The 15,838-nt window shown below is 62.9% G+C and carries 17 protein-coding genes, 1 pseudogene and 1 riboswitch; of the genes and pseudogenes, 11 read left to right on the forward strand and 7 right to left on the reverse strand.

Annotation, left to right across the window (positions count from 1 at the left end; genetic code table 11):
• Positions 1-40 precede the first annotated feature (40 nt).
• Together BUB53_RS07920 and BUB53_RS07925 are read right to left on the reverse strand one after the other, a co-directional pair.
• Positions 41-706 (reverse strand): YiaD family glycine zipper/OmpA-like lipoprotein, encoded by a 666-nt coding sequence (locus tag BUB53_RS07920; protein WP_073034177.1) that lies wholly within the window; start codon positions 704-706, stop codon positions 41-43.
• 127 nt (positions 707-833) lie between these two features.
• Complete coding sequence (locus tag BUB53_RS07925) at positions 834-1,670, reverse strand: methylated-DNA--[protein]-cysteine S-methyltransferase (RefSeq protein ID WP_073034178.1); 837 nt, start codon at positions 1,668-1,670, stop codon at positions 834-836.
• A gap of 97 nt (positions 1,671-1,767) precedes the next feature.
• Between BUB53_RS07925 and nth the strand changes: the two genes are divergently transcribed.
• Both nth and BUB53_RS07935 read left to right on the forward strand, forming a co-directional pair.
• Positions 1,768-2,412 carry an endonuclease III gene (gene nth / locus BUB53_RS07930; RefSeq protein ID WP_073034179.1) on the forward strand — a complete coding sequence of 215 codons (645 nt, stop codon included), beginning with the start codon at positions 1,768-1,770 and terminating at the stop codon, positions 2,410-2,412.
• Positions 2,409-3,395 carry an adenosine kinase gene (locus BUB53_RS07935; RefSeq protein WP_073034180.1) on the forward strand — a complete coding sequence of 329 codons (987 nt, stop codon included), beginning with the start codon at positions 2,409-2,411 and terminating at the stop codon, positions 3,393-3,395. The genes nth and BUB53_RS07935 overlap by 4 nt, the downstream gene beginning before the upstream one ends.
• Before the next feature lie 346 nt (positions 3,396-3,741).
• Here BUB53_RS07935 and BUB53_RS07940 read toward each other — a convergent pair whose 3' ends face one another.
• Positions 3,742-4,560, reverse strand: a complete 819-nt coding sequence (locus BUB53_RS07940) for a sulfotransferase family protein (protein WP_073034181.1) — start codon at positions 4,558-4,560, stop codon at positions 3,742-3,744.
• A gap of 149 nt (positions 4,561-4,709) precedes the next feature.
• On the opposite strand from BUB53_RS07940, the gene BUB53_RS07945 reads away from it, so the two are divergent.
• On the forward strand, positions 4,710-6,287 hold the full coding sequence (locus BUB53_RS07945) for a DUF5928 domain-containing protein (protein ID WP_073034182.1): 1,578 nt from the start codon (positions 4,710-4,712) through the stop codon (positions 6,285-6,287).
• A gap of 12 nt (positions 6,288-6,299) precedes the next feature.
• Positions 6,300-6,668 carry a histidine triad nucleotide-binding protein gene (locus BUB53_RS07950; RefSeq protein WP_073034183.1) on the forward strand — a complete coding sequence of 123 codons (369 nt, stop codon included), beginning with the start codon at positions 6,300-6,302 and terminating at the stop codon, positions 6,666-6,668.
• Positions 6,669-6,718: 50 nt separating this feature from the next.
• Here the strand turns inward: BUB53_RS07950 and BUB53_RS07955 are convergent, their stop codons facing one another.
• The 3 genes from BUB53_RS07955 to BUB53_RS07965 all read right to left on the reverse strand — a co-directional run bounded on the left by BUB53_RS07955 (position 6,719) and on the right by BUB53_RS07965 (position 9,017).
• Positions 6,719-7,153 carry a 6,7-dimethyl-8-ribityllumazine synthase gene (locus BUB53_RS07955; protein ID WP_073034184.1) on the reverse strand — a complete coding sequence of 145 codons (435 nt, stop codon included), beginning with the start codon at positions 7,151-7,153 and terminating at the stop codon, positions 6,719-6,721.
• A 76-nt stretch (positions 7,154-7,229) separates the two neighbouring features.
• Positions 7,230-7,381, reverse strand: a riboswitch (FMN riboswitch).
• Between the two features lie 127 nt (positions 7,382-7,508).
• Positions 7,509-7,748 carry a penta-EF hand family protein gene (locus BUB53_RS07960; RefSeq protein ID WP_073034185.1) on the reverse strand — a complete coding sequence of 80 codons (240 nt, stop codon included), beginning with the start codon at positions 7,746-7,748 and terminating at the stop codon, positions 7,509-7,511.
• A 273-nt stretch (positions 7,749-8,021) separates the two neighbouring features.
• Positions 8,022-9,017: an asparaginase gene (locus BUB53_RS07965; RefSeq protein WP_073034186.1), complete on the reverse strand. Its 996-nt coding sequence runs from the start codon at positions 9,015-9,017 to the stop codon at positions 8,022-8,024.
• A 177-nt stretch (positions 9,018-9,194) separates the two neighbouring features.
• Here BUB53_RS07965 and BUB53_RS07970 point away from each other — a divergent pair, with 177 nt between their 5' ends.
• Positions 9,195-9,722, forward strand: a complete 528-nt coding sequence (locus BUB53_RS07970; protein WP_073034187.1) for an invasion associated locus B family protein — start codon at positions 9,195-9,197, stop codon at positions 9,720-9,722.
• 103 nt (positions 9,723-9,825) lie between these two features.
• Here the strand turns inward: BUB53_RS07970 and BUB53_RS07975 are convergent, their stop codons facing one another.
• Positions 9,826-10,773 carry an L-threonylcarbamoyladenylate synthase gene (locus tag BUB53_RS07975; RefSeq protein ID WP_073034188.1) on the reverse strand — a complete coding sequence of 316 codons (948 nt, stop codon included), beginning with the start codon at positions 10,771-10,773 and terminating at the stop codon, positions 9,826-9,828.
• Positions 10,774-10,907: 134 nt separating this feature from the next.
• On the opposite strand from BUB53_RS07975, the gene BUB53_RS07980 reads away from it, so the two are divergent.
• From BUB53_RS07980 to BUB53_RS08005, 6 genes and pseudogenes are all read left to right on the forward strand, one after another.
• The gene (locus BUB53_RS07980; RefSeq protein WP_073034189.1) at positions 10,908-12,626 is read left to right on the forward strand and encodes an acyl-CoA dehydrogenase; all 1,719 of its coding nucleotides are present in this window, start codon (positions 10,908-10,910) and stop codon (positions 12,624-12,626) included.
• Positions 12,626-13,669, forward strand: a complete 1,044-nt coding sequence (locus BUB53_RS07985) for an MBL fold metallo-hydrolase (RefSeq protein ID WP_073034190.1) — start codon at positions 12,626-12,628, stop codon at positions 13,667-13,669. The genes BUB53_RS07980 and BUB53_RS07985 overlap by 1 nt, the downstream gene beginning before the upstream one ends.
• A gap of 6 nt (positions 13,670-13,675) precedes the next feature.
• Positions 13,676-14,128 (forward strand): DUF6173 family protein, encoded by a 453-nt coding sequence (locus tag BUB53_RS07990; protein WP_073034347.1) that lies wholly within the window; start codon positions 13,676-13,678, stop codon positions 14,126-14,128.
• Positions 14,129-14,243: 115 nt separating this feature from the next.
• Positions 14,244-14,378 (forward strand): aa3-type cytochrome c oxidase subunit IV, encoded by a 135-nt coding sequence (locus BUB53_RS07995; RefSeq protein ID WP_073034191.1) that lies wholly within the window; start codon positions 14,244-14,246, stop codon positions 14,376-14,378.
• Positions 14,379-14,420: 42 nt separating this feature from the next.
• On the forward strand, positions 14,421-15,086 hold the full coding sequence (locus tag BUB53_RS08000; RefSeq protein ID WP_073034192.1) for a hypothetical protein: 666 nt from the start codon (positions 14,421-14,423) through the stop codon (positions 15,084-15,086).
• A gap of 278 nt (positions 15,087-15,364) precedes the next feature.
• Positions 15,365-15,561 (forward strand): annotated as a pseudogene (locus BUB53_RS08005) (IS5/IS1182 family transposase); the annotation flags it as partial.
• Positions 15,562-15,838: the final 277 nt, after the last annotated feature.

Raw genomic sequence — 15,838 nt, forward strand, 5'->3', positions numbered from 1 at the left:
TTGCTCCTGCCGGGGTTTTTTATTGCATCCGTGGATCGGATCAGGCCGCGTTCGGCAGGATCACGATTTCCACACGGCGGTTCTGGGCCTTGCCCGCTTCGGTCAGGTTGTCCGCGACCGGCTGGTTTTCGCCCCGGCCATAGGTCTGGATGCGGCCATAGGAGACGCCGCCCTCCATCAGCACATCGGCCACCGCATTGGCGCGACGTTCCGACAGGCGCTGGTTATAGGCCGCGTCGCCCGTGTTGTCGGTGTGGCCGACCACCTGAACGGTGGAATCGGGGTAGTCGCGCAGGCTGCTGGCCACGGTCATCAGATCGCCGCGCAGGCCGGGCCGCACGGTCGAGCTGTCCACATCGAACAGGATGTCCTGCGGCATGGTCACGATCAGGCGGTCACCGGTATTGGTGATACGCACCCGGTCGTTGTCCAGCTGCTGGCGCAGTTCCGCCTCTTGTTTGTCCAGCATGTTGCCGTACGCCGCGCCGCCAGCCGCGCCAAGCGCGCCGCCGATCAGGGCGCCCTTGCCCCTGTCATCGCTGACGATGGCCCCCAGGCCGGCCCCCAGAACGCCGCCCAACAGCGCGCCCTGTTTGGTTTTCTGATTTGGGTCGGTGGTGCCGACCGCGCCGGGATCGGTGCAGGCCGCGGCCGTCAGCAGCGATGCGCCGGCCAGAAAGAGAACGGAATGTTTCGCTCGGATCATGAGTTCGCCTCGTGTTTATACCTTCCCCTCAATGCAAGGGATTGGGCGCAGGTTATTCAATAACGAACGGCAGCCCAAGATAAATCACGGGGGAAATCGGCGAATTTCCGCGCATATCCGCGCGCGCTCAGGCTTCGGTCCGGGCGCTTTCCCAGGCCAGGATCGCACGTTTGACGGGCAGGCCCCAGTGATAGCCCCCCAGGCCCCCGGATTTGCGCAGCGCACGGTGGCAGGGGATCAGGAAACTGACCGGGTTGCGCCCCACCGCAGTGCCCACGGCGCGCACGGCGTTCGGGTTGCCGATGGCGCGGGCGATATCGGAATAGGTGGTCACATGGCCGGTGGGGATGCGCAACAGCGCCTCCCATACCTTGATCTGGAAGGGCGCGCCGATCATGTGCAGCGCGGCCTGCCCCTTGCCCGCAAAGGCCGCATCCACCCATGGGGCGATGGCGTCGGGGTTTTCGGTGAAATCCGCCTCGGGCCAGCGGCCTGTCATGTCCTCCCATGCCGCGTCGCGCCCGCATTCCCCGGCGAAGGCCAGCCCGCACAGCCCCTTGTCGGTGCCCATGGCCAGAACCTCGCCGAAGGGGCTGTCGAACCAGCCATAGCGGATGGTCAGGCCCGCGCCACGCTGGGCATAGGCGCCGGGGCTCATCGCCTCCCATCGCAGGAACAGATCGTGCAGGCGGCCCGTGCCCGACAGGCCCGTGGCGTCGGCGGCCTCCAGCAGCGTATGCCGCTCGGTCAGCAGCGCCTTGGCGTGATCCAGCGTCAGGTATTGCTGATACCGCTTGGGCGACACCCCCACCCAGGACGAAAACAGCCGCTGGAAATGCGCCGGGCTCATCTGCATTTCGCGAGCAAGTTCCTCGAGCGTCAGGGGGGCATCGGCACCGTCGATCAGGTCGAGCGCGCGGCGCATGACGTTGTAGTGGTAACTCTGCTCAAACGTGTCGGTCATGGGGTTTCCTTGCGGGTTTCCCCAATAATAGGGTCGCCGCGATTTCCTTGCGACCCGAATATTGCGCATTGCGGGGTTTCGGGGCATACGGTCGGGCATGGCCAAGCAGCTTGACTATCATACGATCCGCGAGATTTTCACCCGCTTTCACGCGGCCGAGCCCGAACCCAAGGGCGAGTTGGAACATGTCAACGCCTATACGCTTGTCGTGGCGGTGGCGCTGTCGGCACAGGCGACGGATGCGGGCGTGAACCGCGCCACGCGCGCCCTGTTCAAAATTGCGGACACCCCGCAAAAGATGCTGGACCTGGGCGAAGAGGGACTGATCGAACATATCAAGACCATCGGCCTTTATCGCAACAAGGCAAAGAACGTCATCAAGCTGTCGAAAATCCTGGTCGAGGAGTACGGCGGCGAAGTGCCCAATTCGCGCGCCGCGCTGCAATCGCTGCCCGGTGTGGGCCGCAAGACCGCCAACGTCGTGCTGAACATGTGGTGGCATTACCCCGCGCAGGCGGTCGATACCCATATCTTTCGCGTCGGCAACCGCACCGGCATCTGCCCCGGCAAGAATGTCGATGCCGTGGAACGCGCGATCGAAGACAACGTGCCGGTAGATTTCCAGCAACATGCGCATCACTGGCTGATCCTGCATGGCCGCTATCACTGCAAGGCGCGCAAGCCGATGTGCCCCACCTGCATCATCCGTGACCTGTGCCAATTCGAGGACAAGACCATATGACCAAGTATCAGGCCGTCGGCATCGGCAATGCCGTCGTCGATGTCATCAGCCAGTGCGACGACCGTTTCCTGACCCGCATGGGCATCGACAAGGGCGTGATGCAACTGGTCGAGCAGGAGCGCGGCGAATACCTGTATGAACAGATGGAAACCCCGCGGCAGATGCCCGGCGGGTCGGTCGCCAACACCATTGCAGGGCTGGGGGCGATGGGCCTGAAAACCGGCTTCATCGGGCGGGTGCATGACGATGTGCTGGGCCGGTTCTATGCCGCGGCGATGGGCAAGGACGGCACCGATTTCGTCAACGCGCCCGTACCGAACGGCGAACTGCCGACATCGCGCTCGATGATCTTCGTCTCGCCCGATGGTGAGCGCTCGATGAATACCTATCTGGGCATTTCGGCCGAACTGGGCCCCGAGGACGTGGATGACGAGGTGGCCGGGGCCGCCGAACTCCTGTTTCTGGAGGGGTATCTTTTCGACAAACCCAAGGGCAAAGAGGCGTTTCAGGCCGCCGCGCGGGCCTGCCGGGCCAGGGGCGGCAAGGCGGGAATTTCCCTGTCCGATCCGTTCTGCGTGGACCGCCACCGCGACGATTTCCGCACCCTCGTGCAGGAACTGGATTTCGTTCTGGGCAACGAACACGAATGGCGCTCGCTATATGAAACCGAGGATCTGGGTGCGGCGCTGGAACAGGCGGCGGCGGACAGCGGGCTGGTGGTGTGCACTCGCTCGGGCCATGACGTGGTGATCGTGCAGGGCGACGAAACCGTGACCGTTCCGGTCGATGCGGTGACCCCGCTGGACAGCACCGGCGCGGGCGATCAGTTTGCCGCCGGGTTTCTTTATGGCCTGGCGACCGGGCAGCCGCTGGCGGTGTCGGGGCGGATGGGCTGTATCGCCGCCGCCGAGGTGATCGGCCATTACGGCGCCCGCCCCGAGGCCGATGTCAAGGCGATGTTCGCGGCTGAAGGGCTGATCTGAACCTCCAACCACCGCACGAGCGGCATCGGTCGGATTCGGGTATTTTCACCAAGAAAAAACCAAAAAGGTGCGCCCCGCCCCTGTCGGGGGTAAAGGGCGCACCGTGAAAGCGTGCCTTGCTTACTGGCGTCGTTCGGACCTCTGCCGATGCAAACCGGACAAGCGCGGCGGCTTTTCCTTGGGCGGTCATCGGCTCCCCAGCCTGTACCGCACCTCCACTCTAGTCACAGCAGGGTTAACAAAGCGTAAGCTGCTTTTTCTTGGTGAAAATACCCCGGGGGAGGCGTTGAAAGCCGCAGGGTTTCAACGTCGGGGGCAGCGCCCCCGCTTCCCGGCCCGCAACGGGTCACTCGCCCAGTTTGGCATGCACCTCGTCAAGGTCGATTTCGCCTGTCGGCATCTTGTTCGACGGGTCCTCGAAGTCGTATTTGAACAGGTTGAAATCGCGGTGATAGATTTCATAGACCAGATGCATCGACAGGTCGTCGAAATAGTCTTCGACCGGATGTGCGCGCTTGGGGCCGTGGCCCTCGGATTCGTTGAACCGCGGAATGGCGTCCAGATCGACCTTGTGGGGCGTGTCGGTCGCGTTCAGCACCTCTTGCATGCCGTCGTTGAACTGTTCGGTCCAGAAAATCCTGTCATAAGTGCCGCCATTGGCAATGAAGGTGGAAACATGCCCTGACATGGCCGACCAGTGAATGTCGGGCTCCATCGGGCGGCGCCAGCGGATCGTGTCGCGGGCGAACAGCAGGAACCGGCGGAAGCTCTGGATCTGGTCGAACTCCTGCTTGCCGTCGTCGCCGCCCACTTCGATCCCGTATTTCTGGATCAGCAGCGGCACCAGCTTGCCGCGATAGCGTTTTCCGTTGCGCTGGATGCCGCAGATCTTGTCGAAGAAGCTGGACAGGATGCGGGTATAGGGATTGCGCACGCAGGTGAACGCGTAGGAGCTGTGCGTCCTGACGTTGTCCCGGATCAGGGGCTGGCTTTCGTCGCGGGCCCATTTGTGCAGCCCGTCCTGGGCGTCGTGAATGTCGCCGTCGAAGAACTTGCCATGATCCGAATAATACATGATCTGACCGATGGTCGAACAGGCGCATTTGGGCACGACCCTGTAGACCATGCTTTCACTTTCGGTCATCCATGTTCCGGGAAATCCCATGCCCGCCGCCTCCGCCTGATTTGCCACGTAAATTCCGGGCAAATGGTTACTAACCTGCTAAAAAAAGCAAAGAAACCCTGTTTATTCAATCCGTATTGATGTCTATCACTGTAGGCAGTGTTGGCAACCTTCAGTGTATTGTTTTCCAGATGGCGAAAATCGCGTTCATATTGCTGTGTCACAAGGATCCGGACGCGATCATAGGTCAGGCGAACATGCTGACAGCCGCGGGCGATTGCATGGCGATTCATTTCGACGCCCGCGCACGGCCCGAACATTACCGCAAAATCCGCGAGGCGCTGGCCGACAATCCCAACGTCACCTTTGCCAGGAAGCGCATCAAATGCGGCTGGGGCGAGTGGTCTCTGGTGCAGGCCACGCTTTACGCGGTCGAGGCCGCGGTCGAGGAATTTCCACACGCCACCCATTTCTACATGCTGTCCGGCGATTGCGCGGCGATCAAATCGGCGGCCTATGCGCATGAATTCCTCGATGCCAACGATGTCGATTTCATCGAAAGCTTCGATTATTTCGAAAGCGACTGGATCAAGACCGGCATGAAGGAAGAGCGGCTGATCTATCGCCATTTCTTCAACGAGCGCACGCAATCCAAACGGTTCTACGCCAGTTTCGAATTGCAGAAACGGCTGGGCCTGACCCGCGAAATTCCCGCCGACATCCAGGTCCAGATCGGCAGCCAGTGGTGGTGCCTGCGCCGCCGCACCATCGAATGGATTCTGGACTTCACCCGCAAGCGGCGCGATGTCATGCGGTTTTTCCGCACCACATGGATTCCCGACGAGACATTCTTTCAGACCCTTGTGCGCCATGTCGTGCCCGACGAAGAAATCCGCACCCGGACCCTGACATTCCTGATGTTCACCGATTACGGGATGCCGGTGACGTTTTATAACGATCACTACGACCTGCTGCTCAGTCAGGATTTCCTGTTCGCCCGCAAGATCAGCCCCGAGGCCACGGAACTCAAGACACGGCTGGGCGCGCTATATGCCGACGACAAGGCCGAATTCAAGATATCGAACGAAGGGCGCAGCCTGTTCAGCTTCCTGACCGGGCGAGGCCGGATCGGGCGGCGTTTCGCCAGCCGGTTCTGGGAAACCGAAAGCACCCTTGGCCGGGATCGCGAACTGATGATCGTGGTGTGCAAGAAATGGCATGTCGCCAAGCGCCTGCTCGACAAGCTGCGCCATGTCGTGAACGTGCCCGCCATCGAATACCTGTTCAACGAGGAAGACACCGCATTGCCCGATCTGGGTGGCATTCAGGCCACGCTGGGCAAGCGGACGCGCCACCGCCGGGCGCTGATGCGGATGCTGTTCGATTATTACGATACGGATCGCCTGATCGTGTGTATCGACCCGGCCAGTCTGGATTTGTTGCATGATTTCAACGGTGATCGTTCGACCACGAAGATCCTCGAAATCCAGTGCCAGTTTTCCGACGATTACCTTGCCGGTCACGCGATGCGTGTCGGGCTGGCCGGGGAACAGACCCCGCCCGAAACGCTGGAACGGCTGCTGCCGACCATCCGGGGCGACATCAATTTCGAAAGCGACCGCATTCGCGACGCCGAGTTCGAGAATCACATGATCCTGCGCGAAGGTGACGATGTCGAACAACATGCCGGGCTGATCGCGCGGTTTCTTGATGTCGGGCCGGAGAAAGCGCTAGAGGTGGCGCAAACCGATCACCTGTTTGCCGATTGAGGAGCAGCGCCCATGTCCTATGCCTATGACGACCAGAATATCTTTGCCAAGATCCTGCGCGGCGAGATTCCGAACGATACCGTTCTGGAAACCGAACACAGCCTTGCCTTCAACGATATTCAGCCACAGGCGCCGGTGCATGTGCTGGTGATCCCGAAAGGGCCTTACGTCTGCTATGACCATTTCGCGCAGGAGGCCAGCGATGCCGAAATCGCCGACTATACCCGCGCCATCGGCGAGGTGTGCAGGCTCATGGGGGTCGAACAGGGCGGATTCCGCATGATCTCGAACGCGGGTGAACACGGTGTGCAGGAGGTGCCCCACCTGCATGTCCATATCCTGGGTGGGCGTCCTCTGGGCCGAATGCTGGAAAAGGCCTGACAGGCCGGTCTGACGGCCCCTGTTGTCAGGGGCCGCTTGTCATCAGGGTTTCAGGCAGCCAGCGCGGCGCGTGTTTTTCCGATGCTCAGCGCGGCACGCGCGGCTTCGCGCCCCTTTTCGATGAAATGCGCCCGGAAGATCGCGTCGTGATGCGCGGTTTCCTGATACTGATGCGGGGTCAGGGAAACCGACAGGACAGGCACGCCGCTGTCCAGCCCGGCGCGCATCAGCCCGTCCACTACGGCCTGCGCCACGAAATCGTGGCGGTAAATCCCGCCATCCACCACAAAGGCCGCTGCGGCCACCGCGCCGTAACGTCCGGTCATGGCCAGATCGCGCGCCAGAAGCGGCATTTCGAACGCACCGGGTACGTCGAACACATCGACCTGTTCGCGTGGGATCAACTCGCAAAACCCATCCAGGGCGCGATCCACGATATCGGCGTGCCAGTTGGCTTTGACAAAGGCATAGCGGGTGTGTGTCATGTGGGGCTCCTTTCCTGATCGACACGTCTCACCCAAGGCGCAGTACGACAGGAAAGACGGGAACCCCCGCCTGGCCCGGCGTTCTCTTCCATCCGGACTATGACCGTCGGCCCTGGAGTCTCACCAGATCTGCTGACCCCCGGCCATGGGGCCGGAGCGCTCGCGGGCTCGGGGCGCGATTGGCCCCATACCGCCGGTGGGGAATTCCGCCCCGCCCTGAGAACAGTGCCGATCATTGGCGATCCCCGCACGACTGGCAACCCGGAAAACGCATACGCCCGCATCGTTTCCGACACGGGCGCAGCGGGGAAGTGTCAGGGGGCGGCATCTGCGCACCCCTGACTGGTGGTTCGGGTTAGCCGTCAGCGGGCAGTACGCCGGCTTCTTGAGCTGCGGTGATCTCCTCCTCACTCAGAGCGCCGTCGGCGTCTGTGTCAACGCTCGAAAACACATCCGCGCCTGCCTCGGGATAGGCAGCCTGGAATTCCGACATCGATACCATGCCGTCGCCATCGGTGTCCGCAGATTGAGCGAGGGCAAAACCCGGCACGATCAGAGCGGTGGCGAAAGTGGCGGCAGTGATCTTCTTGAACATTGGAAACATCCTTTTCCGGTTCGTGTTGACGAGGGTCGTTGTGCCCTCTGAGGCAGAAGGTGGGGGCTAAGTGTCCCGATGTCTGTATGTGACGATCAACCCGTCGAAAATCTGCGGAAACAGGCTGAAATCGCGGGTTTGGCTCGGCGCTTGGTTGCCGCTGGTCCGGGGCCCCATGGAACCAGCGGGATTTCGCGCTCCGAGAAGCGTCATTTTGGCAATGACTCGCAAAAGGCAACCGTTTCAAACGATGCCGCGTGCGGCTCGCGGGGATTACAACAGCCCGTTTGCCGGTTTGATCGTGCCGGTTTCGATTCCCCGCCAGTTGGTGATTGGCGCGTTCATGAATCTGCGGGTTGCCGGATGATCGGCGTCCAACACGCCCAACCGCACCAGAAGCGCTGCGATGGTGCATTCCGCCGCGCGGGTGGCGCCGTCTTCGATCTTCACGGCGAGTCCCAGCCTGCGACCGGGAATAATGGCGATGAAAAACGCCTCGGCCCCGGTTTTCAGGGCGACGGGTTCCTTGCAGGCGCGCATCAGTTCCGTACAGGCGCGTTTTTCCCCGGCCACCAGTTCGGGATGGGCGACCATCGCCTGCCACAGCCGCACCGCCGCCGTTTCCCGCGCGTTGCGCCCCTCGCGCGCGGCGGCGAATGAGGCCATGGCGCGGGCCATGCCGTGCATCGACGTGGCGAAGTTCGGGGCCGAACAACCGTCGATCCCGAAACAGGGGCTGGTTTCGCCTGTCATTTCCTCGAACGCCTCGAGACATGCCCGCTGCATCGGATGGGTCGGCTCCACATATTCGGGACCCCATCCCATGTGCTGCGTCAGCGTCAGGAAGCCCGCATGTTTGCCGGAGCAGTTGTTATGCACCTGGCAGGGTTTCTCATCCGCCCTGATCAGCGCATGGCGCGCGGCCTTGTCCTTGGGCATATGCGCACCGCAGCGGAAATCGCCGTCTTGCAGGTTCAGATCACCGAGCCACGCGCGCACCCGGTCGGTATGGATCGCCGCCCCGTTATGCGAGGCACAGGCCAGCGCCAGGTGCTCGCTGTTCAATCCACGGGCATCGGCGGCCCCGGTTTCCACCAGCGGCAGCGCCTGAATCATCTTGGCCGAACTGCGCGGAAGCACCGTGGCCTTCGGATCGCCCCAGGCCTCGACAATCGCTCCGGTATCGTCGCAAATCACCGCATGACCGCGATGAAGGCTTTCGGCCATCGGTCCGCGCCAGATTTCAGTCAGGGGAACAGCGTTGGTCATATGGCCTCCGGTTGGCGGGTCTGTGCGGTTTTCCGCCAATTGCGTCTTTCATGTCTCGCCTGTTTCAGGCTAATATTGCTATGTCGAGTACGAAATGGCGGCGCAATATACAACTCCCGCGAACGGAGGCGCGCAGCCAGCTGGATTGAGGCTAAGGACAGCTTGGAGGCTGGACATATGGTATCACGAATTGCACGCGGGTGTGCTGGCGCTCTTCTGGCTCTGGTGGCCACCGGCGCATGGGCGCAGGAAGAAAGCACCAATCAGGTCGCCGCAGAAACCGCCTGGAGCGTTTTCGAAGACAAGGACCCGCGCGAATGCTGGGCGGTGTCCTCGCCCACGGAAACGGTGAACATGAAGGACGGGCGCGTCGTGGCCGTGCGGCGCGGGGACATCCTTCTGATGACGTTCTTCCGTCCCGATGCGGGCGTCACGGGGCAGGTGGCCTTTACCGGCGGCTACCCGTTCGCAGGCGGATCGACCGTCAACGTCAATATCAGCGGAACCGAGTTCGAACTCTTTACCGATGGCGAATGGGCGTGGCCCGCCAATGCATCGGACGATGCCAAGATCATCGCCGCCATGAAGCGGGGCGCCGACGCGGTGCTGACCGCGCGCTCGTCACGCGGGACGACCACCAAGGACACGTTCTCGCTTCTGGGCTATACTGCCGCGCTGGATGAGGCCGAAAAGCGCTGTCAGTGACACGGCTTTCTTCTGTTCGGAAATGTTCCGGGAAATTTGAGGGGCAGAGCCCCTCATTCCGCGTGACCTGACTGCGCTTGCGCAGGCATTTGGTCTCCCCGGATTACTCGCGCGGGGCCGCCGCGCGGCGCAGGCGGTCATTGATCGCAAGGCCCAGCCCGGCTTGCGGAATCGGCGATACGGCGATGCCTTCGGCTCCTGTCGCATCCAGGGCATGCAGGTGGTGAAACAGGTTGGCCGCCGCCTCGCGCAGATCGCCCGCCGGTGACAGGTTCAGATCGCACTCCACCGCGCCGAACCCCAGAAGAACCTCGCTTTCGCGGGCTTCGGTGGCCTCCAGTCGCACCCGCGCCCCCGGCGCGTAATGCGATGTCATCTGTCCGGGCGCTGTCAGCGGATCGTTCGCGCCGCGCCGCGCCACCGGCCCGCCAAGCGCCGCTTCGATGGCCTCCACCGGCAATCCGCCGGGGCGCAGCAGGGTGGGACCCTCCGCCAGCCCCAGAATGGTAGATTCCACCCCGACCCCACAGGCCCCGCCATCCAGAATCGCCGCAATGCGCCCGTCCAGCCCGGCAGCCACATGCGCCGCCGTCGTCGGGCTGATCCGCCCTGACGGATTGGCCGATGGCCCCGCCAGAGGCCCGCCGAATGCGCGCAGCAGCGCCCGCGCCACGGGATGCGCGGGCACCCGGATCGCCAGTGTCGGCAGGTCAGCCGTCACCAGCGGCGACAGGCCCGCATCGGGGCGCAGCGGCAACACCAAAGTCAGCGGTCCGGGCCAGAACGCGCTGGCCAGCCGGTCCGCCGCATCGGACCATTCCACATAGCGCCGCGCGGTTTCGGGGCTGTCCACATGCACGATCAGCGGGTTGAACCGCGGCCTGCCCTTGGCCTCGAAAATCCCGGCCACCGCCATGTCGTTGCGCGCATCGCCCCCCAGCCCGTAAACCGTTTCCGTCGGAAACGCGACCAGCCCGCCCTCGCGCAGAAGCTGCGCGGCACGGGCATACCCTTCCGTATCGGCGACAAGATGTTCTGTTGCTTCGGGCATAAATGGCTCTGACGCGGCGTTTCGGTTGCTGGTGGGCGATCTTTGACTAGTCTGTGGATCGAACGAAAGGCATATAGGGGCGCGGCGGCATTGCCAAGCCGTGCCCGGCAAAGTGACAGATCAGGAGCAATCAGATGCCATATCGCGCCCCGGTAGAAGATTACCAGTTCATCTTCGATCATGTTGTCGGATTGGCTCAGGTCACCGCCACCGACCGGTTTTCCGAAACCACGCCCGACCTGACCTCGGCCATCCTGAGCGAAGCGGGCCGCATGTGCGAAGAGGTTCTGCACCCGCTGCAACGCAACGGCGATCTGCACCCGGCGCATCTGGAAAACGGGGTCGTGCGCACCTCGCCCGGTTTTGCCGAAGGCTACCGCGCCATCGCCGAGGGCGGCTGGGTCTCGATCGGGGCCGACCCGGCGCATGGCGGCATGGGCCTGCCCATGACCCTGACCACCGCCGTCAACGAAATGATGAGCGCCGCCTGCCTGTCGCTGCAACTCAACCCACTGATGACTCAGGGCCAGATCGAGGCGCTGGAACACCATGCCAGCGACGCGATCAAGGATATCTACCTGCCCAGGCTCGTCAGCGGCGAATGGTGCGGCACCATGAACCTGACCGAGGCGCAGGCCGGCTCCGACGTGGGCGCATTGCGCAGCAAGGCCAACCCCAACGGCGACGGCACCTATGCGATCACCGGGCAGAAGATCTTCATCAGCTGGGGCGACAACGATTTTGCCGAAAACGTTTGTCACCTCGTGCTGGCCCGCCTGCCCGACGGCAAGCCCGGCACCAAGGGAATCAGCCTGTTTATCGTCCCGAAATACATCCCTGACGAAAACGGCGCTCCGGGCCGGGCCAACGATCTGTCGGTCGTCAGCCTCGAACACAAGATGGGTCTGCATGGCAGCCCGACCTGCGTGATGCAGTATGACGGCGCCACCGGCTGGCTGGTGGGCGAGGAACATGACGGCATGCGCGCCATGTTTACCATGATGAACAACGCCCGCCTCGGTGTGGGCGGGCAGGGGATCGGTGCCGCCGAAGGCGCGCTGCAACATGCGCTTGCCTACGCGCAGGAGCGCAAACAGGGCCGCAGCCCGGTTGAGAACGGCACCGGCACCATCATCGACCACGCCGATGTGCGCCGCATGCTGACCACGATGAAGGCCGAAACCTATGCCGCGCGCTCCATCGCGCTGGCCTGCGCCGTGGCCATCGACATGCAAACCGCCACCGGCGCGGCGGACTGGGCCGCGCGCGCCGCGTTCCTTACACCGATCGCCAAGGCCTTCGGCACCGATACCGGCATTGCCGTGTCCGATCTGGGCGTGCAGGTGCATGGCGGCATGGGCTATATCGAGGAAACCGGCGCTGCCCAGTACCTGCGCGACGTGCGCGTGACCGCGATCTACGAGGGCACCAACGGCATTCAGGCGATGGATTTCACCGCGCGCAAGCTGATGGACGGGGGCGAGGCCGCCCACGCCCTGATCGACGAGATCGAGGCACAGGCCGAAGGCGCTCGCGCCAAGCTGCCTGAACTGGCCGAACCGGTCTGGCAGGCCTCCGAAACCCTGCGCGAGGGGCTCGACTGGATGCTGGGGCAATCCGACCTGACTCAGCGCTTTGCCGGGGCAGTGCCATTCCTGCGCGCCTTTGCGCGGGTTCTGGGCGGGCATTATCACCTGGCCGCGGCCATCGCCGAAGGCGGCGACGGCCCGCGCACCCGTCTGGCGCGGTTCTATATCACCCGGCTCCTGCCCGAACACGAGGGGCTTCTGGCCCATGCCACCGCCGGGGCCGACGATCTCTATGCGCTCTCGCCCGAGGATCTGTCGGCCTGATGGACGGCGCAGGCGGGATATTGCGCTACCCGTGGGAGGCCCCGCCCGATCACGGCGCGGCGGTCGAGGTGGCAGAGGGCGTGCTGTGGATTCGCCTGCCGCTGCCGATGGTGCTGGATCATGTGAATGTCTACGCGCTGGATGACGGCGACAGCTGGACCGTTGTCGATACCGGCATCCACTCGCAACATGCGGTCGCGCTGTGGGAACGGGTGCTGACCGGCCCCTTGCAGGGCAAACCGGTGGGCCGGGTGATCCTGACTCACCATCATCCCGATCATATCGGCATGGCGGGCTGGCTGATGGAGCGTTTCGATGCCGAACTGATCACCACCCGCACCGCATGGCTGCTGGCGCGCATGCTGATCCTCGATGTCGAGGAACGCCCCACCCGGCAGACGCTCGAATTCTGGCTGAGCGCGGGCATGGACCCCGAGGTTTACGAGGCCCGCAAAACCGAGCGTCCCTATAATTTCGCCGATACCTCCTGTCCGATCCCGGTGGGTTACAGCCGCGTTCAGCAGGGCGACACGATCCGCGCGGGCGGGCGGATGTGGGACGTGCATATCGGCAACGGTCACGCCCCCGAACACCTGACGCTCTGGAGTCGTGACGACAATCTCGTGATCGCGGGCGATCAGATCCTCGCCTCGATCAGCCCCAATCTCGGCGTCTATCCCACCGAGCCCGAGGCCGATCCGGTGGCCGAATGGCTCGAGGCCTGCTCGCGCCTGGCCGGGCTGGCGCATGAGGGCCACCTCGTTTTGCCGGGCCACAGGCTGCCCTTCACCGGCCTGCCGGTGCGGATGCGGCAACTGATCGAGAATCACCACGGCGCGCTGGACCGCCTGCGCGCGTTTCTGGACCGCCCGAAAACCGCCACCGAATGCTTTCCGGCCCTGTTCAAACGGAAAATTGATGGCGACTCCTACGGATTGGCTCTTGTCGAAGCGGTCGCGCATCTCAATCATCTGCATCAGGCGGGCGAAATATCCCGCACCCGCCGCACGGATGGCGCGTGGCTGTGGCAGTCGAAGGGATAAATGACCATGGATGATGAAATCGCCACCTCCGCCGAGGCGCACGAGGCCGACGCCCTGCCGCGCCGCCACGAGGTTCACGCCAACCCGGATACGCGCGATTGCAATGAGGTGCCCGAGGAGTTGCGCCGCAAACCCGTCGATCAGAAAAGCCCCGCCGAATGGGCCTATGAGCGACTGATTCTCTACATCAGGAATTTCGAGGAAACGCTCGATAACGAACACGAGGTCGCGATGGGCTTTACCGGCGGCGATGCGGGCGTGCTGCGGATCGAGGGGATGGGTTTTTTCGACCCCGATATCGTGACCTTCTATGGCGCCGACGCGACCGGCGCGAAAACCCAGCTGGTGCAGCATGTCAGCCAGCTCAGCGTCCTGTTGCGCGCCCTGCCCAAACAAACCGAACAGGAGCCCCCGCGCCGCATTGGTTTCCGGCTGGTGCAGGACCTCGAACAAGGCTGATCGAAAGCCCGCGCCGGGGCGCAGCTAAGAGGGTGACAGCCCCCCGGATATGCGCTATCCAATCCCGGACTTTTCAGGATGACGCCGAGCGCGCGAACACGAGGAAACGGACAACATGGCTGACCACAAGCATGGCGAAATGAATATCGACGTTCAGGAAAAAACCTTTAACGGCTTTGTCAAAGCCGTGACATGGTCGTCTGTTGTCATCCTTTTCGTTCTGGTCTTCATCGCGCTGGTGAACGGCTGAACGAACTTCGGTTCGTCCATCTTGGACTAAAGGGGTGCAGGCATGCGTGGTTGGGTTCTGGCGCTGTGCGCTGTCGTTTCTCTGGCCGGGTGCACCGGCCAATCCGTCTGGGCCCCGGACGACGCGGTGCAACGCGCCGCCTATCGCCATGACGGGCCCACGCGCCTGACGCTCTACACCATGATCAACAACAGGACGGGCGCGGGCGCGCATTCCTCGCTGATGATCAACGGCTCGCAGCGGGTGATCTTCGATCCCGCCGGGTCTTTCAAACACGAAACCCTGCCCGAGCGAAACGACGTGGTCTATGGCATCACGCCTCCGGTCGAGGATGTCTATACCCGCTACCACGCGCGCGAGAGCTATCACGTTCAGGTGCAGAAACTGGACGTGTCGCCGCAAACGGCGGAACGGGTGATGCAACTGGCGCAATCCTATGGCGCGGTGCCCCCGGCGCAATGCGCGCGGTCGACCTCGACGATCCTGTCGCAGGTGTTCCCGCAGAACGTCTCGGCCACGTGGTCGCCGGTCAAGCTGGCCGAACAGTTCGCCACATTGCCTAACGTGAGCGAACAGCACCTGCGCGAATATGACAGCGACGACAATTCCAAAGTCCTCGAGGAATGGGACCCGACCCGCTACGCGCAAAACCGCAAGGCCGCCGCCGAACAGGACACCGCCGTCGCCAAACAGGCGACCGACGGCTGATCCTGTCCCGGTCCCCCGTTTTCTGAAATCACGAACGCTTGCGGATCGTCAGCGTTCCGGTTTGCGCTTGATCCACCCCCATGGCGCGGTGAAACGTGACATATGGATTTCAGTTTTACCGGGGATGGAACGCCAGCAGCTCACGCCGGGACTGCAAGTGGAGAAGCCTGCGCGGTGTGGTAAATGGCGGTTGTGAGCCTGTTCTGTTGAAAAACTTGGGTTTTTTTGAGTGTTGAGTGCTGATTCACTTTCCGCGAGGCAAGCGGAGGTGCGTGGCAATGATGGGACCACAGCAGGAAGCGCAGGGCGCGTTGTTCTACGAGTTCTCGGTCGAGGGCCACGGCAGGATCACGTGCTTCGGGCGATAGATCGGTTCGTCGACCTGTCTGGCATCCGACGGCACCTGGCCCCTTTCTACAGTTCGACCGGCAGGCCGTCGGTTGATCCGGCATTGATGATCCGGATGCTCCTGGTCTGTTAAGCTAGAAGGTTGGGCTGGCATCAGCGGAATATGTGTCTCGAAAGAGGAACTGCTTGATGAATTGGGGGGACCACCACTGCCAGGGCCCGGCAGTCAAGAACTCTGTAAGTACCTACGGATCAACTGCATGACGACCCCATGGCTGGTTTCAAACGGGATTGGTGAGCCATCGGGTCGCCCTGAACGGCGTGTCGCATGGCTTTCTGACAGCCGCTGCAAAACCGAGGTCGCTTTGCATCCGGGCAGGAAGCGACCGTTCACTGCGACGGGG

Source organism: Roseovarius pacificus (genome assembly GCF_900142665.1).
Taxonomy (GTDB): domain Bacteria; phylum Pseudomonadota; class Alphaproteobacteria; order Rhodobacterales; family Rhodobacteraceae; genus Roseovarius; species Roseovarius pacificus.

Bases quoted from the DNA above. Each gene is read 5' to 3' on its own strand.
- BUB53_RS07940 (WP_073034181.1), bottom strand. From the start codon at position 4,560: ATGGGATTTCCCGGAACATGGATGACCGAAAGTGAAAGCATGGTCTAC.
- BUB53_RS07955 (WP_073034184.1), bottom strand. From the start codon at position 7,153: ATGACACACACCCGCTATGCCTTTGTCAAAGCCAACTGGCACGCCGAT.
- BUB53_RS07960 (WP_073034185.1), bottom strand. From the start codon at position 7,748: ATGTTCAAGAAGATCACTGCCGCCACTTTCGCCACCGCTCTGATCGTG.
- BUB53_RS07950 (WP_073034183.1), top strand. From the start codon at position 6,300: ATGTCCTATGCCTATGACGACCAGAATATCTTTGCCAAGATCCTGCGC.
- BUB53_RS07980 (WP_073034189.1), top strand. From the start codon at position 10,908: ATGCCATATCGCGCCCCGGTAGAAGATTACCAGTTCATCTTCGATCAT.
- BUB53_RS08000 (WP_073034192.1), top strand. From the start codon at position 14,421: ATGCGTGGTTGGGTTCTGGCGCTGTGCGCTGTCGTTTCTCTGGCCGGG.
- BUB53_RS07970 (WP_073034187.1), top strand. From the start codon at position 9,195: ATGGTATCACGAATTGCACGCGGGTGTGCTGGCGCTCTTCTGGCTCTG.
- BUB53_RS07945 (WP_073034182.1), top strand. From the start codon at position 4,710: ATGGCGAAAATCGCGTTCATATTGCTGTGTCACAAGGATCCGGACGCG.
- nth (WP_073034179.1), top strand. From the start codon at position 1,768: ATGGCCAAGCAGCTTGACTATCATACGATCCGCGAGATTTTCACCCGC.
- BUB53_RS07925 (WP_073034178.1), bottom strand. From the start codon at position 1,670: ATGACCGACACGTTTGAGCAGAGTTACCACTACAACGTCATGCGCCGC.
- BUB53_RS07995 (WP_073034191.1), top strand. From the start codon at position 14,244: ATGGCTGACCACAAGCATGGCGAAATGAATATCGACGTTCAGGAAAAA.
- BUB53_RS07985 (WP_073034190.1), top strand. From the start codon at position 12,626: ATGGACGGCGCAGGCGGGATATTGCGCTACCCGTGGGAGGCCCCGCCC.
- BUB53_RS07975 (WP_073034188.1), bottom strand. From the start codon at position 10,773: ATGCCCGAAGCAACAGAACATCTTGTCGCCGATACGGAAGGGTATGCC.
- BUB53_RS07965 (WP_073034186.1), bottom strand. From the start codon at position 9,017: ATGACCAACGCTGTTCCCCTGACTGAAATCTGGCGCGGACCGATGGCC.
- BUB53_RS07935 (WP_073034180.1), top strand. From the start codon at position 2,409: ATGACCAAGTATCAGGCCGTCGGCATCGGCAATGCCGTCGTCGATGTC.
- BUB53_RS07990 (WP_073034347.1), top strand. From the start codon at position 13,676: ATGGATGATGAAATCGCCACCTCCGCCGAGGCGCACGAGGCCGACGCC.
- BUB53_RS07920 (WP_073034177.1), bottom strand. From the start codon at position 706: ATGATCCGAGCGAAACATTCCGTTCTCTTTCTGGCCGGCGCATCGCTG.